Source organism: Rhizobium sp. R634 (genome assembly GCF_002211305.1).
GTDB lineage: Bacteria > Pseudomonadota > Alphaproteobacteria > Rhizobiales > Rhizobiaceae > Rhizobium.
In genome coordinates this window covers 111319-134544 of sequence record NZ_LOKW01000005.1, presented here as the reverse complement: position 1 = coordinate 134544, position 23226 = coordinate 111319, and the positions used below count along the sequence as shown (strand labels likewise).

General features: G+C 62.6%; 19 protein-coding genes. 13 read left to right on the top strand and 6 right to left on the bottom strand.

The genetic code is table 11. From position 1 onward, the window contains the following. The first annotated feature begins 3 nt into the window (after positions 1 to 3). On the top strand, positions 4 to 1317 hold the full coding sequence (gene preA / locus ATY77_RS08865) for an NAD-dependent dihydropyrimidine dehydrogenase subunit PreA (RefSeq protein WP_088687016.1): 1314 nt from the start codon (positions 4 to 6) through the stop codon (positions 1315 to 1317). 131 nt (positions 1318 to 1448) lie between these two features. On the opposite strand, the gene ATY77_RS08860 is transcribed toward preA, so the two are convergent. From ATY77_RS08860 to ftrA, 3 genes are all read right to left on the bottom strand, one after another. After that, positions 1449 to 2444, bottom strand: a complete 996-nt coding sequence (locus tag ATY77_RS08860; RefSeq protein ID WP_088687015.1) for a TIGR03885 family FMN-dependent LLM class oxidoreductase — start codon at positions 2442 to 2444, stop codon at positions 1449 to 1451. Then, positions 2441 to 4084 (bottom strand): alpha-amylase family protein, encoded by a 1644-nt coding sequence (locus tag ATY77_RS08855; protein ID WP_088687014.1) that lies wholly within the window; start codon positions 4082 to 4084, stop codon positions 2441 to 2443. The genes ATY77_RS08860 and ATY77_RS08855 overlap by 4 nt, the downstream gene beginning before the upstream one ends. Before the next feature lie 175 nt (positions 4085 to 4259). Beyond that, positions 4260 to 5261 carry a transcriptional regulator FtrA gene (ftrA, locus tag ATY77_RS08850; protein ID WP_088687013.1) on the bottom strand — a complete coding sequence of 334 codons (1002 nt, stop codon included), beginning with the start codon at positions 5259 to 5261 and terminating at the stop codon, positions 4260 to 4262. A gap of 72 nt (positions 5262 to 5333) precedes the next feature. On the opposite strand from ftrA, the gene ATY77_RS08845 reads away from it, so the two are divergent. Then, positions 5334 to 5744, top strand: a complete 411-nt coding sequence (locus ATY77_RS08845) for a rhodanese-like domain-containing protein (protein ID WP_088687012.1) — start codon at positions 5334 to 5336, stop codon at positions 5742 to 5744. 37 nt (positions 5745 to 5781) lie between these two features. On the opposite strand, the gene ATY77_RS32785 is transcribed toward ATY77_RS08845, so the two are convergent. Continuing rightward, on the bottom strand, positions 5782 to 5925 hold the full coding sequence (locus tag ATY77_RS32785) for a hypothetical protein (RefSeq protein WP_190237600.1): 144 nt from the start codon (positions 5923 to 5925) through the stop codon (positions 5782 to 5784). A 106-nt stretch (positions 5926 to 6031) separates the two neighbouring features. Between ATY77_RS32785 and ATY77_RS08840 the strand changes: the two genes are divergently transcribed. Together ATY77_RS08840 and ATY77_RS08835 are read left to right on the top strand one after the other, a co-directional pair. Next, positions 6032 to 6568, top strand: a complete 537-nt coding sequence (locus ATY77_RS08840; protein WP_088687011.1) for a biliverdin-producing heme oxygenase — start codon at positions 6032 to 6034, stop codon at positions 6566 to 6568. Continuing rightward, entirely contained in the window at positions 6565 to 9138 is a 2574-nt protein-coding gene (locus ATY77_RS08835) for an HWE histidine kinase domain-containing protein (protein ID WP_088687010.1), read from the top strand. Before ATY77_RS08840 ends, ATY77_RS08835 begins: the two co-directional genes overlap by 4 nt. 4 nt (positions 9139 to 9142) lie before the next feature. On the opposite strand, the gene ATY77_RS08830 is transcribed toward ATY77_RS08835, so the two are convergent. Further along, positions 9143 to 9793: a TetR family transcriptional regulator C-terminal domain-containing protein gene (locus tag ATY77_RS08830; protein ID WP_088687009.1), complete on the bottom strand. Its 651-nt coding sequence runs from the start codon at positions 9791 to 9793 to the stop codon at positions 9143 to 9145. 299 nt (positions 9794 to 10092) lie between these two features. Between ATY77_RS08830 and ATY77_RS08825 the strand changes: the two genes are divergently transcribed. Genes ATY77_RS08825 through hydA form a run of 3 tightly spaced genes read left to right on the top strand, consistent with a single transcriptional unit; the run spans position 10093 to position 13440 of the window. Then, positions 10093 to 11346 carry a Zn-dependent hydrolase gene (locus ATY77_RS08825; RefSeq protein WP_088687008.1) on the top strand — a complete coding sequence of 418 codons (1254 nt, stop codon included), beginning with the start codon at positions 10093 to 10095 and terminating at the stop codon, positions 11344 to 11346. Continuing rightward, entirely contained in the window at positions 11343 to 11951 is a 609-nt protein-coding gene (locus tag ATY77_RS08820; RefSeq protein ID WP_141103916.1) for a hypothetical protein, read from the top strand. The genes ATY77_RS08825 and ATY77_RS08820 overlap by 4 nt, the downstream gene beginning before the upstream one ends. A 34-nt stretch (positions 11952 to 11985) precedes the next feature. After that, positions 11986 to 13440 carry a dihydropyrimidinase gene (hydA, locus tag ATY77_RS08815; protein ID WP_088687006.1) on the top strand — a complete coding sequence of 485 codons (1455 nt, stop codon included), beginning with the start codon at positions 11986 to 11988 and terminating at the stop codon, positions 13438 to 13440. Positions 13441 to 13497: 57 nt separating this feature from the next. On the opposite strand, the gene ATY77_RS08810 is transcribed toward hydA, so the two are convergent. Then, the gene (locus ATY77_RS08810) at positions 13498 to 13911 is read right to left on the bottom strand and encodes a cupin domain-containing protein (RefSeq protein ID WP_088687005.1); all 414 of its coding nucleotides are present in this window, start codon (positions 13909 to 13911) and stop codon (positions 13498 to 13500) included. Between the two features lie 94 nt (positions 13912 to 14005). Between ATY77_RS08810 and ATY77_RS08805 the strand changes: the two genes are divergently transcribed. From ATY77_RS08805 to ATY77_RS08775, 6 genes are all read left to right on the top strand, one after another. Further along, entirely contained in the window at positions 14006 to 14791 is a 786-nt protein-coding gene (locus ATY77_RS08805) for an ABC transporter ATP-binding protein (protein WP_088687004.1), read from the top strand. 234 nt (positions 14792 to 15025) lie between these two features. Next, a complete protein-coding gene (locus ATY77_RS08795) occupies positions 15026 to 15955 on the top strand; it encodes an ABC transporter permease (protein WP_088687003.1) in 930 nt (309 codons plus the stop codon). Then, on the top strand, positions 15952 to 17079 hold the full coding sequence (locus tag ATY77_RS08790) for an ABC transporter permease (RefSeq protein WP_088687002.1): 1128 nt from the start codon (positions 15952 to 15954) through the stop codon (positions 17077 to 17079). Before ATY77_RS08795 ends, ATY77_RS08790 begins: the two co-directional genes overlap by 4 nt. A 59-nt stretch (positions 17080 to 17138) precedes the next feature. Continuing rightward, positions 17139 to 18110: an ABC transporter substrate-binding protein gene (locus tag ATY77_RS08785; protein ID WP_088687001.1), complete on the top strand. Its 972-nt coding sequence runs from the start codon at positions 17139 to 17141 to the stop codon at positions 18108 to 18110. A 500-nt stretch (positions 18111 to 18610) separates the two neighbouring features. Next, positions 18611 to 19801 carry an efflux RND transporter periplasmic adaptor subunit gene (locus tag ATY77_RS08780; RefSeq protein ID WP_088687000.1) on the top strand — a complete coding sequence of 397 codons (1191 nt, stop codon included), beginning with the start codon at positions 18611 to 18613 and terminating at the stop codon, positions 19799 to 19801. Between the two features lie 12 nt (positions 19802 to 19813). Continuing rightward, positions 19814 to 23134, top strand: coding sequence for an efflux RND transporter permease subunit (locus ATY77_RS08775; RefSeq protein ID WP_088672840.1), 3321 nt, complete (start codon positions 19814 to 19816; stop codon positions 23132 to 23134). Positions 23135 to 23226 lie beyond the last annotated feature (92 nt).

The following is a 23226-nucleotide window of genomic DNA, read 5'->3' as shown; positions in this document are numbered from 1 at the left end:
ACAATGGCTGATCTCCGCAATAATTTCGTCGGCATCAAATCCCCGAACCCGTTCTGGCTGGCTTCCGCGCCGCCGACCGACAAGGCCTACAATGTCGAGCGCGCCTTCAGGGCCGGCTGGGGCGGCGTGGTCTGGAAGACGCTCGGCGAGGAAGGCCCGCCCGTCGTCAACGTCAACGGCCCGCGCTACGGCGCTATCTGGGGTGCGGACCGCCGCCTGCTTGGCCTGAACAATATCGAACTCATCACCGACCGCGACCTCTACACCAACCTGCGCGAGATGAAGCAGGTGAAGATGAACTGGCCGGACCGGGCGCTGATCGCCTCGATCATGGTGCCCTGCGAGGAGCAGGCCTGGAAGTCGATCCTGCCGCTCGTCGAAGAGACCGGCGCCGATGGCATCGAGCTCAATTTCGGCTGTCCGCATGGTATGTCGGAGCGCGGCATGGGCTCGGCCGTCGGCCAGGTGCCGGAATATATCGAAATGGTCGTGCGCTGGTGCAAGCAGTATACCCGCATGCCCGTCATCACCAAGCTCACGCCCAACATCACCGATATCCGCCGCCCCGCCCGCGCCGCCAAGGCCGGCGGCACCGACGCCGTCTCGCTGATCAACACGATCAATTCGATCGTCTCCGTCGATCTCGACAACTTCGCCCCCAACCCGACGGTCGGCGGCAAGGGCAGCCATGGCGGTTATTGCGGCCCGGCGGTCAAGCCGATCGCCCTCAATATGGTGGCCGAGATCGCCCGCGATCCCGAAACCTACGGCCTGCCGATCTCAGGCATCGGCGGCATCACCACCTGGCGGGACGCAGCCGAATTCCTCGTTCTCGGCGCCGGCAACGTCCAGGTCTGCACCGCCGCCATGACCTACGGCTTCAAGATCGTGCAAGAAATGATCACTGGCCTTAGCGACTGGATGGATGAAAAGGGTCACAAAACCCTCGACGACATCACCGGTCGCGCCGTGCCCAACGTCACCGACTGGCAGTATCTGAACCTCAACTACATTGCCAAGGCGAAGATCGACCAGGATGCCTGCATCAAATGCGGCCGCTGCTACATCGCCTGCGAGGACACTTCGCATCAGGCGATCACCAACGTCGTCAATGGCTTGCGCCACTTCGAGGTGTTGGACGAGGAATGCGTCGGCTGCAATCTCTGCGTCAGCGTCTGCCCGGTCGAGAACTGCATCACTATGGAGCAACTCCCCGCCGGCAGCCTCGACAAGCGCACCGGCCGCGTCGTCGATCCGAATTACGCCAACTGGACGACGCACCCGAACAATCCGATGGCCCGCCAGGCGGCGGAGTAACGGTTTTGCGACGCCGCGGAGACATTCGATCCGCGGCGTTGCGCTGAGCCGGCGAACCCTGCTCAGCGAAGGCAACTTCGAAAGGGGCAAATGGCGCTTGGAACCCTCAATCGGCACCAGGGTCCGCCAGTTCAAACGGACGTCGGCCCCGACGCGTCAGCCTTGAAAGAGGGCAGCACCTCGCGCCCAAAGACTTCGATGAACTCGCGCTGATTGCGCCCGACATTGTGAATGTAGATCTCCTCGAATCCCATTGCCGCATCGGCCTTCAGCCATTCGACATGCCGTCGCGGATCGGCCGAGATGCGCACATGCTCGTCCATATCTTCCGGCCGCACCTTGAGGCAGGCCTCATCGAACTCCTCCGGCAATCGCAGCGTTTCCGAGATCGCAGCGGGAATTGCGTTGCTGCGCCACTGGTCGAAGGCGTTCGCCCTCGCCTCCTCGTCGGAACCGGCAAAGGAAACATGTGTCTGTAGATAGAGCGGCTTCCCCTTCCCGCCGCCGCGCCGGAAAGCATCGATGATTTCACCGAGCTTGTCCCGCGGCTGATTGATGGTGATGAGCGCATCCGCCCAGCCTCCTGCGAACTCCGCCGTATTCGGCGACAGCGCCCCGGCGACGATCCGAGGAATCTCACCGGGAAGCGTATGAACGCGTGCCTGATCGACTTTGATCGGCTCCGTCCGGCTGACAAGCTTGCCTTCCCACAGCTCGCGCATGATCTCGACCGCCGCCCGCAGCCGTTCGTTTCTTTCAGGCTTGGGAGGCCAGCGTTCGCCGATGACGTGCTCGTTCATCGCCTGCCCGGTGCCGACGGCGATCCACGGCAGCCGTCCCGGAAACATCTGCGCGACCGTCGCTCCAGCCTGAGCCGTGATCGCCGGGTGATAACGCCATCCCATCGGCACGGTGATGATGCCGAACGGAATGGACCGCGTCGCCTGAAGCGCCGCCCCCAGCCAGGCCCAGGCAAATCCCGACTGCCCCTGCCTCTCGCTCCACGGCGTCAGGTGGTCGGACGACATCACCGCCCCGAACCCGGCAGCCTCCGCAGCCTGCGCATGTCCAAGAAGCTCGGCCGGCGAAAATTGTTCATGGGAAGCGTGATAACCGATCAGCGTCATGATCCGTTGCCCTCGGAAATAAACCAGCGGTAGGCATAAGGTTCGAGCTCAAGGCGCGGTTCGCTGAGCCCTTCAAATTCAACATCGTCGATCAGATCGCGAAAGCTTTTGGGCTGCATGCCGCCAAAATTGATTTTCGTCTTGATACGCCGATCCGCAAGATTGTGGACGAGCAACAGGAGGGCGCCGGCGTCCTCGAACCCGTGGACCAAGACCGCTGGATCGTCGGCGCTCAGCCTCACCATCCGGCCTTTCGTGAAAATCGGCTGTTTCCGGCGCAGAGAAATAAAGCGCTTGATCCTGTTCAGCAGGGAATGAGGATCTTTCGACTGATCGGCGGCATTCACCTTCTTATAGGAAAACGGCCCGTCGGCGACGAGCGGCTGGCACAGCTTTCCGCTGCTGGCGCCGGAGAAGCCGGCGTTCTTCTCCGCCGACCACTGCATCGGCACCCGCACCGTGTTGCGTCCGGCCTGGGAAAGATCCTCGCCGATGCCGATCTCGTCTCCGTAAACGATAAGGGGCGGCCCGCTCAGGGAAAAGATGATGCTGAAGGCGAGTTCGATGCGCCGCTGGTCGCATTGCAGCATCGGCGCGACGCGGCGACGGATGCCGCGGTTGAAAACCTGCATCTCTTCCTTCGGCGCGAAGACCTCAAAGACGTCCTTCTTCAAATCCGCGGGCACCCGGGAAAAATCGAGTTCGTCGAGATTGCGCAGGAAATTGACCCAGCCGCAGCCCGGCGGCGGCTCCGGAAGCAGGCTCAGCCCCTGATTGATGGAGGCCGCGTCTTCTCGGGCGAAACCTGCGAAGAGATAGCAGGCAAGCATGAAGTTGAGCAGAAGCTGAAGCTGATCTCCCTCTCCGAAAAAGGCGTCGGAAGCCTCAGGCGCAAGATTGACTTCCCCGAGGAGCACGCCTCCCGGCCGCCGGCTTTGCAGATAGCCGCCGATCTGCCGCAATATGCCATGGGGATCGCGGGGATTGGCATGTTCGAGCCCTTTGTCGGCAATGATCAGCGGGGCGGCGTCGAGCCTGAACCCGCTGACGCCGAAAGCGATCCAGTAATCGACGATGCGCAAAATCTCCTCGCGCACCTCGGGGTTCGCAGCATTGAGTTCAGGCTGAAAATCGTAGAAATGATGGAAATAATAGGCTCTCGCCACCTCGTCATAGGTCCAGAGACTATTCACTTCGCCCGGAAAGATGGATTTGGCCCCCGAAGCGACAGGCGGAGGATCGGCGCTCCAGACATAGTAGCTGCGGTAGCGTGTCTGATCGTCCCGCCTGGCGGCCTGAAACCACGGATGCTGATCGGAGGTGTGGTTGACGACGAGATCGATGATCACCCGGATGCCGTGCTCGCCGGCGCTGTGCAGAAATGCCAGGAAGTCGTCGAGCGTCCCGACCTTTGGGTTGATCGAATAAAAATCGCTGACGTCATAGCCGTTGTCGCGGTCCGGACTGCCATAAAACGGCAGGAGCCAGATGCAGGTGATCCCGAGCTCGGAAAGATATGTCAGCCTTTCCGCCAGCCCGATGAAATCGCCGATGCCGTCACCATTGCCATCGGCGAATTTCTCGACATCGATGCTGTAGATCACAGCCTCTTCATACCAGCTGCTGCTCCGGCTCGGCACCGCGACGCTCTCCTGCCAGTCCCCGTTGAAAACACTAACTGTTCCGGAGGGATCAGGTTCCTTGGAGTTTGGCCGGGTCCACAGGGCGTCAAAGGAATTGGTGGCAAAGCGCAGCAGGCCGATACGACGGCATCAAGCGGGAGGGATCGGGACTGAAGATACCGAGGAAGGCCCTCTACCCGCCGAATGATTTCCGGTAGGCATGCGGGCTCGTTCCGAGCCGCCGGCGGAAATGGTGCCGCATCGTTGCCAGCGTGCCGAAGCCGCTTGATAGTGCGATGTCGTCGAGCGATACGGCAAGCTCCCGTTCAAGAAGATCGCGCGCATGGCGCAGCCGCTCCTTCAGCAGCCATTCGCCGACGCTGAGGCCCGTCGTCGATTCGAAGCGGCGCTGGAAGGTGCGCATGCTCATGCCCGCCCTCTTGGCGAGCAGGCTGATCGGCTGCTCCTCGGCGAGGCTTTCGCGCATCCATTCGATCAGCGGTCCGAGGCGGATGCCCTCGCGCTCCTGCGGCACCGGTGCGCTGATGAACTGCGCCTGCCCGCCTTCGCGGTGCGGCGGCACGACGAGGCGGCGGGCGACGCTGTTGACGGCCTCCGAGCCAAAGTCGCCGCGCACGACATGCAGGCAGAGATCGATGCCGGCGGCACTGCCGGCCGCCGTCAGTAGGCTGCCCTCATCGATATAGAGGACGTCGGCATCCAGAGTGATATCGGGATAGCGCGCGGCGATCGAGGCGACATAGCGCCAATGCGTCGTCGCCCGGCGGTTGGCGAGCAGCCCGGAGCCGGCGAGAACCGCAACGCCGGAGCAGAGCGACATGATGCGCGCACCGCGCTGATGCGCCGCCCTGAGTGCGGCCGCGAGCGGCTCCGGCACCGGCGCATCGATCGACCGCCAGCCGGGCACGACGATCAGGTCCGCCTCGCCGAGCACCTCCAGCCCCTTGTCGACCGCGACGGTCAATCCACCGGCGGCGCGAAGCGGGCCCGGCTCGATGCCGCAGACCGAGAAGCGATACCAGCCTTCGCCCATCTCCGGACGCGGCAGGCCGAAGACCTCATAGGCAATGCCGAATTCGAAGGTGCAGAGCCCGTCATAGGCAAGCACTGCGACCAGCGGCCCTTTGGTCTGTGAAGGCGATGTGTTTGGCATGATCTTTACGCTGTCAGTCATGATGGCCAGTTTCGCAGATTTCTAGCATCGGCGATACGAGGCCGCAATTCCAACACCGAAGGAAAAGACTCCATGGCAAGCCCCGTCTCCGAAATACCCGCCGCCGCACCCGATCTCGCCGCCGCCCATTATGCCGCCAAGCTCGCTTTCGAAACCGATTGCTCGGATGTCCGCGCCGCCTTCGCCTCCGGCAAAATCGATTTCGTTCTTCTCGATGTGCGCTCGCCGGCGCTGTTTGCGCAATCCCATCTGCCGGGCGCGATCAACCTGCCGCACGGCAAGATAACCGCGCATCGCATGTCGGAATGGTCAAGGGACACGCTGTTCGTCGTCTATTGCGCCGGCCCTCATTGCAACGGCGCCGACAAGGCCGCTTTTCGCCTTGCCAAGCTCGGCCTCCAAGCCAAGCTGATGATCGGCGGCATGACCGGCTGGGCCGACGAAGGCTTCGCCTTCGAAAGCGAGGCCGTCGCCGCCGAATAGCAGCAAGCTCCCCTCTGCGATGCGAGGGGAGCGTGTTTCAAAACTCGTTGACGACCTTGCCGAATGGGCCGCGATAGCGATGATGGAGCGCCTGCGGGCTGAAGGGCGCGCTCGCGCCGTAAGTGCCGCCGGTTAAACCGGCATAGGCCAGGCAGCGGATTCGCGAAGTGGGGAAGCCCATGTTTTTCTATGGGTTTCTCTGGAAATACTGAGGGGCTGCAATATATCGCTAATCTGCCATCCGAATAAACGGCACCCTGTGCCATATCGCTCAGAACACGGTCCGCATGTCACTTCGCAGCGTGCTTCGCGCACAAACAGCAGATTGCCACGCCGAAGTCGACAAGCTCTTCGGCACCTTCGACCTCTCCCGCAAAGAGCAGTACAGGACATTCCTGCGCGCGCATGCCCGCATCATACCGGCCGCCGAAGATGCGCTCGAGGAAGCCGGCGTCATCCGCCTGCTGCCCGACTGGCCGGAACGAAGGCGGGCGCAGCTGCTGTCTGCCGATATCGGCGAACTCGGCGACCGGTTGCCAGAGCGCCTTCCGCCACCTGCATTGCAGGGTGAAGCGGCAATCTGGGGTGTCCTTTACGTCCTGGAAGGCTCCAAGCTCGGCGGCGCGCTGCTCGCTAAATCCGTGCGCGATTCTCTGCCCAGCGCCTATCTCACGCCGCAAGGCCCCAAGGGCGCCATCAAGGTCTTCATGGATCGTCTCGACGCGAGCGATGTCGCCGATCCCGCCGCCGCCGTTTCGGCAGCCCGCGCGCTCTTTGATCTTTTCCTCAAGGCCGGGCAGCTCGAACTGGAAGCTGTCCCATGAGCGAGGCGCGCGAACCTGTCGATCTCACCAATTGCGACCGCGAACCGATCCATCAGCTCGGCGCCATCCAGCCCTTCGGTTTCCTGTTGGCGATCTCGCTCGACTGGATGGTGACGCGGGCTTCCGCAAATCTTGCCGAGTTTCTCGGAATACCGCAGGCCGATGCGCTCGGACGCCCGATTTCGACGCTGATCACGCCGGAGGCGCTTCATACGATCCGCAACAAGCTGACCACGCTGCGCGGTCCCGATGTCGTCGAACGCATTTTCGACATCACCCTGACGGCTGATCTGTCCCGCTTCGACCTTGCCGTGCACATCAACGAAAATCAGGTCATTCTCGAAGGCGAGCGCTGCCAGGAAGACCGGCGCAACGCCCCCTCGCTTTCTATGCGCAGCATGATGTCCCGCCTCGACCAGGCGGAGACGCTGGAGGCATTCTTCCGCGAGGGCGCAAGGCAGGCACGCGCTCTGACCGGCTTTGACCGGGTCATGGTCTATCGTTTCGACGAAGGCGGCTCCGGCGAGGTGGTGGCGGAAGCCGCCCGCAGCGGCATCGGCTCGTTCCTCGGGCTGCATTATCCGGCCTCCGACATCCCGGTCCAGGCGCGCGCCCTCTATCTGCGCAACCTGTTTCGCATCATCGCCGATGTCGATGCGGTGCCGGTGCCGGTTCTTCCGCAAGTCGATGAATACGGCCAGCCGCTCGATCTCTCCATGTCGGTGCTGCGCTCGGTCTCGCCCATCCACATCGAATATCTGAAGAATATGGGGGTCGGCGCTTCGCTCTCCATATCGATCGTCGTGGACGGCAAGCTCTGGGGTCTCTTCGCCTGCCATCACTACGGCCCGCATCTGCCCTCGGCACAGAGCCGCTCCACCGCCGAACTCTTCGGCCAGATGTTCGCGTCGCGGCTTGAAAGTCGCGAGCGGCGGCTGGCGCTCGACTACGAGACCAAGGCGCGCCGCATCGCCGACCGGCTTCTCACGTCCGTGGCGGATAATGCCAGCCTGCTCGACGACCCCGCCTGGCTGATCGAGGCGCTCGCCGATGCCGTTCCCGCCGACGGAATCGGCGTCTGGATCAACGGCCGGATGGCGCTGGCCGGCATCGGGCCGGATGAGAGAGGTTTTTCCGCACTCGTGCGTCATCTCAACCGCAATGCCGGCGGGCGCATCTATGCGGTAGACAGGCTCGCGGAGACCTATCCGGATCTCAAGATCGACGATGCGGTGGCGGGCATGCTTGCCATACCGATTTCGCGTTCGCCGCGCGATTACGTCGTGCTGTTCCGTCAGGAATTGGTGCGCACCGTCCGCTGGGGCGGCGATCCCCATAAGCCGGTGGAATACGGCCCCAACGGCCCGCGGCTGACGCCGCGCAAAAGCTTCGAAGCCTGGTCCGAACTCGTGCGCGGCCGCTCTCTCCCCTTTACCGAGGCCGAGCGCCGGGTGGCCGAAACGATCCGCGTGACGCTGATCGAGGTGGTGTTGCGCCTGACCGATGAAGCCAGCATGGCGCGTCAGATGGCGAACGAACGGCAGGAACTGCTGATCGCCGAACTCAACCACCGCGTCCGCAACATATTGAGCCTGATCACCGGCATCATCCGGCAGTCGCAGACGACGTCGGTCAGCCTCGGTGACTATATCCGCCAGCTCGAGGGCCGCATTCAGTCGCTCGCCCGCGCCCATGACCAGATCACCCGGGATCACTGGGCGCCCGCCTCGCTGCGGCAACTGCTATTGGCCGAGACCGCGGCCTATCTCGGCAAAAACGCGCAACGTTTCCGGATGAATGGCGAAGATGTTCTGCTGGATCCCCAGGCATTTTCCACCGCCGCCCTGGTTTTCCATGAGCTGATGACCAACAGCGCCAAATACGGCAGCCTCTCCGTCGCCGGCAGCGGCACCGTCGAACTCGGCTGGATTCGTGACGATGAAGGCAATCTGCGGATCGGCTGGCGTGAAAAGGATGGCCCGCCGGTGGCCGAGCCGAAGCGCCACGGTTTCGGCTCGACGATCATCCGGCGCTCCATTCCCTACGACCTCGGCGGCAAGGCCGAAATCAGCTATGTCAAACAGGGGCTGGAGGCGGACTTCGTCATTCCGGCCCGCTATGTGGACGCCGTCGACCCAAGCGTATTGCCGCAGGCGGCTCCCGCCGGCGTTGCGGAGCACAAATCCACACCCGCCAATCAGGAGCAACTCGCGGGCTTGAAGATCCTGCTGGTCGAAAACAACCTGATCATCGCCATGGACGGAGAGGATATCCTGCGCCGCCTCGGCGCGGAGGTGACGACGGCGCCGAGTGTCGCCGAGGCGATGGAGATCCTCGACGGCCGGTCCTTCGATTTCGCGCTTCTCGACGTCAATCTCGGAGACGAAACGAGTTTCGGGATTGCCGACCGATTGGCGGCCGCAGGCGTGCCCTTCGTTTTTGCCACGGGCTACGGCGAAGGCATCGCCCAGGCAAACAGCCACTCCGGCGCGCCCGTGTTGCAGAAGCCCTATACGACCGAGGGCATCACCGATCTCCTCGCCCGGGTGCAGCTTCCGAAGAAAGGCTAAACGATCAGGTCGCCGGAGTGTCCGGCCGCAGCCCGCCGATGAAGAGCTGCTCCAGGAACCGCGCCGCATCCTCGAAGCGCCCGTCGCCGGCATGCTCCTGACCCAGCACCGCCCGCACCTGAACGTCGAAATCGGCGTAATGCTGCGTCGTCGACCAGATGGAGAAGATCAGGTGGTACGGATCGCATTCGGCGATCTTGCCCGATTTCGCCCAGGCGCGGATGACTTCGGCCTTCTCGTCGACCAGTTGCTTCAGCGGCCCCTTCAGCTCGTCCTCGATATGCGGCGCGCCCTGCAGCACCTCATTGGCGAAAAGCCGGCTTTCGCGCGGAAAATCGCGCGCCATTTCCAGCTTGCGCCTGATATAGCTGCGGATTTCCTCCTCCGGATTGCCCTCGGCGTCGAAGGCGCGCAGCGGCTCCAGCCAGGTGTAGAGCACCCGGTCGATCAGCGCCCGGTGCATGGCCTCCTTGGTGCGGAAATAATAGAGCAGGTTGGGTTTCGACATGCCGGCCACTTCGGCGATCTGGTCGATGGTCGAGCCGCGAAAACCGCGTGCCGAGAACACGTCGAGCGCCGCCTCCAGAATCTGCTCTTCCTTCTCCTCCTGGATCCGCGTCCGTCTCAAGGTCTTCGCTGCTCTCGGAATAGCCATCGGCTATTGTTTCCCCTTGAAATTCAACTTCTTCGCTCAGGTTTCGGCTGAGGGCGACCCTGCCGTTTTCTTGAGCAACTGCCCGCATTTTTATCGGCAATTTTCGTGATTTTCGTCTTGAGCCCGGCGGTGGAAGTTGTAATGTTTACCAATCGGTCAAATATCCGCCAGATGAAAAACAAAGGCAACTGGCGATTTTCCGGCGCTCGACAAAACCAATAAGAGGCGCTGGAATAGACCACGGGAACAGGCGGGCATGCCCCTTGCATGGCTGCCGCAAACAGGTGAGGGCATAGAGAATGGTGGCAGCACCAGGCGAGAACATGCGCGTCAATGGCGACCGTCTCTGGGACAGTCTCATGGACATGGCGAAGATCGGCCCCGGCGTTGCCGGCGGCAACAACCGCCAGACGCTGACGGATTCGGATGCCGAGGGACGCAGCCTTTTCCAAAAATGGTGCGACGAAGCGGGCCTTACCATGGGCGTCGACCAGATGGGCACGATGTTTGCCACGCGGCCCGGCACCGATCCCGATGCCCTGCCCGTCTATGTCGGCTCGCATCTCGACACCCAGCCGACCGGCGGCAAATATGACGGCGTGCTGGGCGTACTCTCAGCCCTCGAAGTCGTGCGCACCATGAACGACCTCGGCATCAAGACCAAGCATCCCATCGTCGTCACCAACTGGACGAACGAGGAAGGCGCGCGTTTTGCCCCTGCCATGCTGGCCTCAGGCGTCTTCGCCGGCGTCCACAGCCTGGATTTTGCCTATAATCGCAAGGATCCTGAGGGTAACCTGTTCGGCGACGAGCTGAAGCGCATCGGCTGGGTCGGCGACGAAGAGGTCGGCGCCCGCAAGATGCACGCCTATTTCGAATATCACATCGAACAGGGCCCGATCCTCGAAGCCGAGGACAAGCAGATCGGCGTCGTCACCCACTGTCAGGGCCTGTGGTGGCTGGAATTCACGCTGACCGGCAAGGAAGCCCATACCGGCTCGACGCCGATGAACATGCGCGTCAATGCCGGCCTCGCCATGTCACGCATCCTGGAAATGGTGCAAAGCGTGGCGATGGGCGAGCAGCCGGGCGCCGTCGGCGGCGTCGGCCAGGTCTTCTTCTCGCCGAACTCCCGCAACGTCCTGCCAGGCAAAGTCGTCTTCACCGTCGACATCCGCTCGCCCGACAAGGCAAAGCTCGACCGCATGCGGGCAAAGATCGAGGCCGAAGCCCCGAAGATCTGCAACGCGCTCGGCGTCGGCTGCTCCATTGAGGCGATCGGCCATTTCGCGCCCGTCACCTTCGACGAAAAGCTGGTTACTTCGGTTCGTTCCGCCGCCGAACGTCTCGGCTACAGCCACATGAACCTCATCTCCGGCGCCGGCCACGACGCCTGCTGGGCCGCCAAGGTCGCTCCCGCGACCATGGTCATGTGCCCCTGCGTCGGCGGCCTTTCGCACAACGAAGCGGAAGAGATTTCCAAGGAATGGGCGACGGCGGGCGCCGATGTGCTGTTCCATGCGGTGGTGGAGACGGCGGAGATCGTGGCGTGATGGCGTCCGACTTGCCAACGACTTATCTCGATTATGCTGATGCTTTTAAGTTCTATAATCAGCGGACTGCCGACGACCTTGCATGGGCTAACGCCAATGCGACGCCGGTAAGCGAAGGTCCGTGGGGCGACGTACCTGCCGTGCGAGTCTTCTACATTGGCATTAACACCGCGGGCGAGCGCATCAAGCTTTCGCAAATATCGAGCTTTTGGCGCTATGAACCTTCGAGTGTTCAGCTGGCCATTTCTGGTGACGACACCTCGCGCCATCAATCCTACTATATCGTTGGGAAGCCCGAAGCTGTTGTTATCGTTCGGGTCGTACTCGGCCCTTCCATGCCCGGCATACTGATCGAACGCCCTAAGGGAAGCCAACCCGTACAGTCGACCGGGCTGATCGATGGCAAGGATTTCTATTTTCGCGAAAGCGATGGTTATTGGTCCTTATCCGTCGGCGGCACTGATGTCGTCGAACGGCCTGACTGGTATTATGAGGAAGAGCATGACACGCCCGATGAGCTGAGTGAGGAGGCCGTCTACGGCCTTGTCGCCAAAGGCGCAGCGCTCCTGCGAAGTGGTAGGCCCACGATGGCAGTTGAGCAGTAACAGCAACGGACCGCAGGGAGAAGGAACAGCAGCCATGACCACAGTCATCAAGAACGGCACCATCGTCACTGCCGACCTCACCTACAAGGCTGACGTCAAGATCGACGGCGGCAGGATCGTCGAGATCGGCCCGAACCTCTCCGGCGACGAAACGCTCGACGCCTCCGGCTGTTACGTCATGCCTGGCGGCATCGACCCGCACACCCATCTCGAAATGCCCTTCATGGGCACCTATTCCTCCGACGATTTCGAGAGCGGCACGCGCGCGGCCCTTTCCGGTGGCACGACCATGGTCGTCGATTTCGCCCTTCCCGCCCCCGGTCAGTCGCTGCTCGAAGCGCTGACCATGTGGGACAACAAATCGACGCGGGCCAATTGCGACTATTCCTTCCATATGGCGGTGACCTGGTGGAGCGAGCAGGTCTTCAAGGAGATGGAGACCATCGTCCGCGATAAGGGCATCAACACCTTCAAGCACTTCATGGCCTACAAGGGCGCGCTGATGGTCGACGATGACGAGATGTTCGCCTCCTTCCAGCGCTGCGCCGAGCTCGGCGCCCTGCCGCTGGTGCACGCCGAAAACGGCGACGTCGTCGCCTCGATGTCGGCAAAGCTGCTTGCCGAGGGCAATAACGGCCCCGAGGCGCATGCCTATTCCCGCCCGGCCGAGGTCGAGGGCGAGGCCACCAACCGCGCCATCATGATCGCCGACATGGCCGGCTGCCCTGTCTATATCGTCCATACCTCCTGCGAGCAGGCGCATGAGGCGATCCGCCGGGCCCGCGCCAAGGGCATGCGCGTTTACGGCGAACCGCTGATCCAGCACCTGACGCTCGACGAGAGCGAATATTCCAATCCCGACTGGGATCACGCCGCCCGCCGCGTCATGTCGCCGCCCTTCCGCAGCAAGCAGCATCAGGACAGCCTCTGGGCCGGACTTGCTTCCGGCTCGCTGCAGGTGGTCGCCACCGACCATTGCGCCTTCACGACGGCGCAGAAACGTTTCGGCGTCGGCGACTTCACCAAGATCCCGAACGGCACCGGCGGCCTCGAAGACCGCATGCCGATGCTCTGGACACACGGCGTCAACACCGGCCGGCTGACGATGAACGAATTCGTCGCCGTCACCTCGACCAACATCGCCAAGATCCTCAACATCTATCCGAAGAAGGGCGCGATCCTCGTCGGCGCCGATGCCGATATCGTCGTCTGGGATCCGAAGCGCTCCAAGACCATCTCGTCGAAGAGCCAGCAGTCGGCGATCGATTACAACGTCTTCGAAGGCAAGGAAGTGACCGGCCTGCCGCGCTACACGCTGACACGCGGCGTCGTCGCGATCGAGGAAAGCACTATCAAGACCCGCGAGGGCCACGGCGAGTTCGTCCGGCGCGAACCGGTCACCGCCGTCAGCAAGGCGCTCTCCACCTGGAAGGAGATCACCTCTCCGCGCAAGGTGGAGCGCAGCGGCATCCCGGCAACGGGCGTGTGACATGGCGCCTTGCGATACGGCCATGAACCGGGGAACGACGCCTCCATGCGGATGACCTCACGCCGGTACCAGCGCGTCCAATTCCGGCAGAAGCACGACGCTTTCCTGCTCGTTCGGGTCGGTGCGGGCGATGACCGCTGTGCAGGGCGTACTGCTGAGGTTGGCCGGCATGTGCGGCACGCCGGCCGGGATATAGTAGAGCTCGCCGGCATGGACGACGACGTGATGCTCCAGCCGGTCGCCATACCAAGTATGGGCCTCGCCGGAGAGCATGTAGATTGCCGTCTCGTGCGCCTCGTGCAGATGCGCCTTGGCGCGCACGCCGGGCGGAATCGTCAGCAGGTGCATGCAGATGCCCTTGGCGCCGACCGTCTCCGCCGCTATCCCTTGGAAATAGCTGAGCCCCTGCTTGCCGTCATAGGCATGGTTGGGGCGAACGATGTGGCAGGTGGGTTTTGATGTCGCGTCCATTTTCTTCCTCCATGAAATATGCCGCCGGCCAAGCCTGCGGCGATGGTAACATGCAAACCGCCTCCCGGCGGCGAAAACAAGATCGGTCGCATTGATGCAAGCACCCTCCGTCGTATCCGCCAAGGATCTCTGTCTCACCTACCAGGCGAATGACGGCCCGGTGCGGGCGCTGAGCGATGTCAATCTCGATGTGCGCAAGGGCGATTTCGTTTCCTTCATCGGTCCGTCCGGCTGCGGCAAGACGACCTTCCTGCGCGTCATCGCCGACCTCGAAAAGAGCACCTCGGGCGAAATCTCGATCAACGGCATGACGCCGGAACAGGCCCGCAAGGCCCGCGCCTATGGCTATGTCTTCCAGGCGCCGGCGCTCTATCCCTGGCGCACCATCGAAAACAACATTGCCCTGCCCCTGGAGATCATGGGTTATGGCGGCGCCGATCGGACGAGGCGGATCGCCGAAGCGCTCGATCTCGTCGGGCTCTCCGGTTTCGAGAAGAAATTCCCCTGGCAGCTTTCCGGCGGCATGCAGCAGCGCGCGTCGATCGCCCGCGCACTCGCCTTCGATGCCGACCTGCTGCTGATGGACGAGCCTTTCGGCGCGCTTGATGAAATCGTCCGTGACCATCTGAACGAAGAGCTGCTGAAGCTCTGGGCCCGCACCAACAAGACGATCTGCTTCGTCACTCACTCCATCCCCGAGGCGGTCTATCTCTCGACCAAGATCGTGGTGATGTCGCCGCGCCCGGGCCGCGTCACCGACGTGATCGACTCGACGCTCCCGGCCGAACGCCCGCTCGACATCCGCGACACCCCCGAGTTCCTGGAAATCGCCCACCGCGTCCGCGACGGGCTGAGGACGGGGCACAGCCATGAGGTTTAGGCGGTTGAGTCCGAGGGTTACCCCCCTCTGCCCTGCCGGGCATCTCCCCCACATGGGGGGAGATCGATATGCCGAAACGGCTTCCCCAAACAATCAAAGCCCCCTGATCCAGCGTCGGAGCATTGGGGACCGACGCGCTATCCTCTTGCCGATCTCCCTCCTTGTGGGGGAGATGCCCGGCAGGGCAGAGGGGGGTAGCTGCGCCCTCAGCGCCAATACCTGGGGGCAGACCCTATGAAACCCGACACCCTCAAGGACAAGATCGTCCCCGTCACCGCCATCCTGCTCCTCCTGATCGCCATCTGGTATGTCGCCGCCGTGCTGATGAACGCGCCGTTCCAGCGCGACATGGACAGCCGCGCCGGCGTCACGCCGACGACGATGGAATTCATCGGCAAGACGCTGGCGCAGCCGAAACCGATCCTTCCGGCGCCGCATCAGGTGGCGCAAAACGTCTATGAGAACACCGTCCTGCGCAGCCTGACGAGCAGCCGCAGCCTCGTCTACCACAGCTGGGTGACGCTCTCCTCCACCCTGCTCGGCTTCGGTTTCGGCATGCTGCTCGGCATCCTTCTTGCCGTGCTGATCGTGCACAACCGCGCCATGGACCGCTCGCTCATGCCCTGGCTGGTGGCAAGCCAGACGATCCCGATCCTCGCCATCGCGCCGATGATCGTCATCATCTCCTATAACGTCCTGACTGGCGACAATGCGCTCGCACATCTTCTGAACCTCGATTCCGACGCCTCCCGCCTCGTCTCCAAGGCGCTGATCTCCACCTATCTTTCCTTCTTCCCCGTCGCCGTCGGCATGGTGAAGGGGCTGCGCTCGCCCGAAATCATGTATCTCGACCTGATGCGCACCTATAATGCCAGCCCGATGCAGACCTTCTGGAAGCTGCGCGTTCCGGCCTCGATCCCCTTCCTCTTCACCTCGATGAAGGTCGCGATCGCCGCAAGCCTCGTCGGCGCCATCGTCGGTGAGCTGCCGACGGGCGCCGTCGCCGGCATCGGGTCGAAGCTGCTCGCCGGCTCCTATTACAGCCAGACCATCGATATCTGGGCGGCCCTCGTCGCCGGATCGCTGCTGGCGGGCGTTCTGGTCGCGATTGTCGGCCTTGCGGCGAAGATCGTCGATCGCGCCATGGGCGGGAGGCCGGCATGAGACATCTGACCTTCTCCTGGCAAGGCACGGTTGCCCTGCTCCTCTGTCTCGCGGCTCTGATGAGCCTGCCGCTTGTGGCCGAGGGCGCAGCCAATCCCCTAACCGACGGCACGGCAAGCCTCATCTTCATCACGGTCGCCGCGGCTGCTCTCCTGTCTTTCGCGCCGCAGCCGCCGGCTTACCGCGCCACCGTTCTGTTCATCGGCGCGCATGGCGCCGCCTGGATGCTGCTGTCGACGCTGTCCGGCAACGAAGGCCTGGCGACCCGCGCTTTCTTCCTGCTGCTCTTCGCCTCCTGGCTGCTTGCCTGGCGCTGCGTCACGGAGCTTTCGAAGCTGCAGCCGCTGACCACATTCGGCAAGTCGGCGCTGCAGCTGCTGATCCCGGCGATCTTCGGCGCCTGGATCCTGATCCTCTGGGAGGCGATCACCCGCGGCGCCGGCGTGCCCTTCATCCTGCTGCCTCCGCCGAGCGCCATCGGCGCGCGCATCATGGCTTCCCTGCCGATCCTCGGCGACGACGTCAGGCAGACGATCTTCAAGGCGGTGCTGATCGGCTATATCGTCGGCTGCCTCAGCGGCTTCGTCGTCGCGGTGCTGGCCGACCGCGTCGCTTTCCTGCGCCGCGGCCTGCTGCCGATCGGCAACATGGTGTCGGCCCTGCCGATCATCGGCATCGCCCCCGTCATGGTCATGTGGTTCGGCTTCGACTGGCCGTCGAAAGCCGCCGTCGTCATCATCATGACCTTCTTCCCGATGCTGGTGAACACCGTCGCAGGCCTTGCCGCCTCCGGCAGCATGGAGCGCGACCTGATGCGCACCTATGCATCGAGCGACTGGCAGACGCTGCTCAAGCTCAAGCTTCCGGCGGCCATGCCCTTCATCTTCAACGCACTGAAGATCAACTCGACGCTGGCGTTGATTGGTGCCATCGTTGCGGAATTCTTCGGGACGCCGATCGTCGGCATGGGCTTTCGCATCTCCACCGAGATCGGCCGCATGAACGTCGACATGGTCTGGGCGGAAATCGCCGTCGCGGCGCTGGCCGGCTCGATCTTCTATGGCATCATCGCCCTGACGGAACGGGCGGTGACATTCTGGCATCCGTCTATCCGTGGTGGCTAGGCGCGCGCGGGCTTCGCAAATGGGGTTCGGGCATAACTTCAGAGGGTAAGGACAAGAAAATGAAAAAGTTGATGGTTGCAATGTTGGCGAGCGCCATGTCGCTCGCAGCCGCCCACGCGATGGCTGCCGACAAGGTGGTTCTGCAGCTGAAATGGGTCACGCAGAGCCAGTTTGGCGGGTATTATGTCGCCAAGGACAAGGGCTTCTATAAGGAAGAAGGCCTCGACGTCGAGATCAAGCCGGGCGGTCCGGATATCGCTCCTGAGCAGGTCATCGCCGGCGGCGGCGCCGATGTCATCGTCGACTGGATGGGCGGCGCCCTGGTTGCCCGCGAAAAGGGTGTTCCCCTCATCAACATTGCCCAGCCCTATCAAAAGTCAGGCCTGGAAATGATCTGCCGCAAGGACGGCCCGGTTAAGACCGAGGCCGATTTCAAGGGCCACACGCTCGGCGTCTGGTTCTTCGGCAACGAATATCCCTTTTTCGCCTGGATGAACAAGCTCGGCCTTTCGACCGATGGCGGCGCAAATGGCGTCACCGTGCTGAAGCAGAGCTTCGACGTGCAACCGCTCGTCCAGAAGCAGGCCGACTGCATCTCCGTCATGACCTATAACGAATATTGGCAGGCGATCGACGCCGGCTTCAAGCCGGAAGAACTGACGGTGTTCAACTATACGGAAATGGGCAACGACCTCCTGGAAGACGGCCTCTACGCCATGGAGGACAAGCTGAAGGATCCGGCCTTCAAGGAGAAAATGGTCAAATTCGTCCGCGCCTCGATGAAAGGCTGGAAATATGCGACCGAGAATCCCGATGAAGCCGCCGAGATCGTTTTGGACAATGGCGGCCAGGACGAGAACCATCAGAAGCGCATGATGGGCGAAGTCGCCAAGCTCGTCGGCGATGGCTCCGGCAAGCTGGACGAGGCGCTTTATGCCCGCACGGCAAAGGCGCTGCTCGACCAGAAGATCATCAGCAAGGAGCCCTCGGGCGCCTGGACGCACGAAATCACCGACGCCGCTTCCAAGTAAGCGCGGCCGGGATTTTGAAGCGAACGCGCGGGGAGATCTCCCCGCGCGTTCCGCATTTTTCCCGTTGACAAAAAAATGTCTTGCGACTGTAGCATTTCTAGAGCCTGAAACGTCATTGATATAAACCGCCCGACATCTGCGGCGGTTCGAGACGCGAGATGCATGCAAAACAACGAGGCGAAGCCCATCGCATGGATCAGATTCGATGTGACGTGCTTTAGAGAGAGGCAGGATCAATCATCGTAATGTTCACATAACCCTGCAGTGATTGATTCAGGTTCTGATGGTAATTATTATCGGCTCATGGGGAATTGTTTTCTGCCGGCCTTGCATATCGCGCAAATCGATACCAATTAGAGGCCGATTTGCCGACGAGGGAAGAAGACGGCAAATAATGTGCGGATACCCCTGAGAATGCAGGAAAGGCAGTGGCCTAGTCGCGAGCTCGATGGCAGACGCGCGAATTCGGCTAACCTTATCATAAGATTGGACGAAAACGCATGGCACGCAAGCCGACCAGAATTCTAGGCGCATCCACCCTTTTTGCAGCCGCGCTCGCTGCATCCACCGCATTTTCCGAGGAAGCGCCGGTCGCAAAGCCGCAGCAGAACCTGCCGGCGATCGTCGTCACCACGGCAGTGAACCGCACGCTTGTCGATCGTGTCATCGGCACCGGAACGGTCAAGCCAGTCGAGGAAGTCTATATCCAGCCTCAGGTCGAAGGCCTCTCGATCCGCACCCTGAAAGCCGATGTCGGTGACAAGGTTCAGGCCGAAAGCACGCTGGCGACACTCAACGACGACGCGCTGATCCTGGAAAAGAGCCAGATGATGGCGACCAAGGCCAAGGGCGAGGCAAGCCTCGCCCAGCTGCGCGCCCAGCTCATCGAGGCGCAGGCCAATGCCGAACAGGCAAGGCAGCAGCAGGCCCGCTCCCAGGAAATGGGCAAGAAGGGCACGGTTTCCACCGCTCAGGTCGAGCAGGCCGATGCGACCGCCGCCGCCGCCAATGCCCGCGTCGTCTCCGCCGAACAGGCGATCGAAGTCGCCGAGGCCGATCTCAAAGTCTTCGACAGCCAGATCGCCGATGCCGATCTGAAACTCGCTCGCACCGACGTGAAGACGCCGGTTGCCGGCGTGGTTTCGGCAAAGAATGCCAAGGTCGGCGCCATTGCCGCCGGCAACGGCGATCCGCTGTTCACGATCATCCGCGACGGCGATATCGAGCTCGTGGCCGAAGTCGCCGAAAGCGACATCGTCAGGATCGTCGCCGGCCAGAAGGCGACGATTTCGCTTTCCGGCAGCCGCGAAAAGCTTTCCGGCGCCGTGCGCCTGGTGTCTCCGACCGTCGATCCGAGCACCCGCCTCGGCCTCGTCCATATCTCCATCGACGATGACAGCAAGGCGCGCTCCGGCATGTATGGCAGCGCCGAAATCATCGTCCGCGAGACCGAGGGCGTATCGCTGCCGCTGACCGCGGTGCTCACGGGCAACGAAGGCTCGTCGGCCCGCAAGGTCGAGGACGGCGTGGTGAAATTTGCCAAGGTCGAAACCGGCATACAGGACGGCGCCTATGTGGAGATCGTCGACGGACTGAAGACCGGGGACGAGGTCGTGGCCAAGGCGGGCGCCTATGTCCGCGACGGCGACCGCATTACGCCAGTGCGTGAACAGCCTGCGGCCTCCAACTAAAGAGACCATCCGATGAATTTTTCAGCCTGGTCCATTCGAAATCCGATCGCGCCGCTCCTGGCCTTCTGCCTGCTGATCTTCATCGGCATGCAGTCTTTCAACAAGCTGCCGATCACGCGTTTCCCGAACATCGACGTACCGCTCGTTTCGATCAGCGTGACGCAGAGCGGCGCTTCGCCGGCCGAACTCGAAATGCAGGTGACGAAGGAGATCGAAGACGCGATCGCCTCCATCACCGGCATCGACGAAATCCAGTCGACTGTCACCGACGGCAGTTCGCAGACCAATGTCATGTTCCGCATGGAAGTGCCGACGGAACAGGCCGTGCAGGACGTCAAGGACGCGATCGACCGCATTCGCAGCGACTTGCCGGCGACGGCAGAAACCCCGATCGTCACCAAGGTCGACGTCGAGGGCCAGGCGATCCAGAGCTTCGCCGTCTCCTCGCCCGACATGTCGCTCGAAGAACTCTCCTGGTTCGTCGACGATACGATCAAGCGCGCCCTGCAGGGCCAGGCCGGCATCGGCCGCGTCGACCGTTACGGCGGCGCGGAGCGCGAAGTGCGCATCGAGCTCACCCCCGGCAAGCTCGATGCTTACGGCATCACCGCTGCGAGCGTGAACGAGCAGCTGCGCGGCACCAACATCGACCTCGGTTCCGGCCGCGGCCAGGTGGCGGGCAGCGAACAGGCGATCCGCGTTCTCGGCGACGCCCGCAACGTCGCCGAACTTGCCGATACGACGATTGCGCTGCCGAACGGCCGCTTCGTCAAGCTGTCGGATCTCGGCGTCATCAAGGACACTTACGAGGAGCCGAAATCCTTCTCGCGCTTCAACGACACCCCAGTCGTCACCTTCGGCGTCTTCCGCTCGAAGGGCGCCAGCGAAGTCAGCGTCGCCGAAACCGTGGCGCAGAGCCTCGAAAAGGTCAGGAGCGAAAACCCGAACGTGAAGATCGAACTGATCGACGATTCGGTCTATTTCACCTACGGCAACTACGAAGCCGCCATCCACACGCTGCTCGAAGGCGCGCTTCTCGCCGTCATCGTCGTCCTTCTGTTCCTCCGGAACTGGCGCGCGACCCTGATCTCGGCGATCGCACTGCCGCTCTCGGCGATCCCAACCTTCTGGGTCATGGACCTGATGGGCTTCTCGCTGAACCTCGTCAGCTTCCTCGCCCTGACGCTGGCAACCGGTATTCTGGTCGACGACGCGATCGTGGAAATCGAGAACATCGCCCGCCACATCAAGATGGGCAAGACGCCCTATCGGGCGGCGATCGAGGCCGCCGATGAAATCGGCCTCGCGGTCATCGCCACCACCTTCACCATCATCGCCGTCTTCGTGCCGGTCTCCTTCATGCCGGGCATTCCGGGCCAGTACTTCATACAGTTCGGCCTGACGGTCGCCTTCTCCGTCTTCTTCTCGCTAATGGTGGCGCGCCTCATCACCCCGATGATGGCCGCCTATCTCATGCGCGCCGAAGACGGCATGGAAGACCATCACGACAATGATAGCCTGCTGATGAAGGGTTACACCCGCCTGATACGCGGCACGACCGGGCACAAATATTCGCGATACCTGACGCTGCTTGCGGCGATCGGCTTCCTCGTCGGCTCCGTTTTCCTGCTGATGAAGGTTCCCGGCAGTTTCTTGCCGCCCGAGGACGCCTCGCGTATCGTTCTCTCCGTCGAGCTGCCGCCCAATGCGCGGCTTGACGACACCGAGAAGACGACAAAGTCGATCTACGACAGGGTCAAGGACATCAACGGCGTCGAAAGCGTCTTCGTCCTCGGCGGCGCGTCGCCGAAGGGAGATCTCGAACTGCGCCGCGCCACCATCACGCTTGCGCTTCACAAGCTCGACCAGTCGCTGATCAAGAAGGTGGTCAACGACGTCTTCGGCGCCATTCCCGTCATCGGACCGATGCTGCCGAAGGTCGAGGTTCATGGCCGTGAGCGCCCGCAGTGGGATATTGAAAAGGAAGTCTTCGCCAAGCTGCGCGACATTCCCGACGTTCATATCCTGAAACTCAACGACCGCGGCGAGCGCGACCTCTCCTTCAACTTCCTGTCCAAGAACGAGAAGGACCTGAACGACGCCGTCGGCATTCTGGAATCGAAGCTCCGCGCCGACCCGCTGCTCGCCAATGTCAGCGCCGATGGGGCCCTGCCCCGTCCGGAACTGCAGGTCTATCCGCGCAAGGATGAGGCTGCCCGCCTCGGCATCACGCCGCAACAGATCTCCGAGACGATCCGCGTCGCCACCATCGGCGATGTCGATGCGGCACTTGCCAAGATCTCGCTCGACGATCGCCAGATCCCGATCCGCGTCCAGGCAGCGCTCGACATGCGCCGCGATCTTGCGGCCCTCCGGGCGCTGAAGATCCAGACCGCCAGCGGTGGCACCGTTCCGCTCTCGAGCGTCGCCAATATCGACTACTCGGAAGGCGTCAGCTCGATCAAGCGCAACAACCGCAACCGTGTCGTCTCGATCGGCTCCGACCTGCCGCAGGGCGTGGCGCTCGATACGGCTTCGGCCCGCTTCCGCGAGATCGTCAACGCGGCCAACATTCCGGCCACGGTGCACCTTGCCGAAAGCGGCGACACCAAGGTGCAAACCGAGATGCAGCAGAGCTTCGTCAACGCCATGTTGATGGGCCTCCTCTTGGTGCTGACAGTGCTGATCCTGCTCTTCAAGGACGTGATCCAGCCCTTCACCATCCTGTTCTCGCTGCCGCTCGCCATCGGCGGCGTCGCGGCGGGCCTGATCATCACCAGCAACCCGCTGTCCATGCCGGTCATGATCGGCATCCTGATGCTGATGGGCATCGTCACCAAGAACGCCATTCTGCTCGTCGATTTCGCGATCGAGATGCGCCACCAGGGCATGGGCCGCGTCGAGGCCATGGTCGAGGCCGGCCGCAAGCGCGCCCGCCCGATCATCATGACTTCGATCGCCATGTCGGCGGGCATGCTGCCGTCGGCGCTCGGCGTCGGCGAAGGCGGCTCGTTCCGCGCGCCGATGGCGATCGCCGTGATCGGCGGCATCATCGTCTCGACCGTGCTGTCGCTCGTCGTCGTGCCCTCCTTCTTCCTCATCATGGACGATCTCTCCCGCCTGCTCGGCTGGATGTTCGGACGCATGGTCGGCAGGAAGGATGAGGAGGAGCTGCCGCTGTCGCGCGAGGATCTCACCCGCGTGACCCGCGAGAACCGCAGCGATATCGACGCGCTGGACGAGCGTCTGACCGCGATCGAAAAGCCGGAAAGCAAGCGCAAGAGCGCCAACGACACCAACGTGCTTCGCCTGCCGCCGTTCGCAGCTGAGTGAGCAACACCTCGAGAAACAAAACGGGCCGGGAGCGATATCTCCCGGCCCGTTTCGTTTTACCGCCCTCGCCGCCGTCGGCGAGAGGTGTCTGA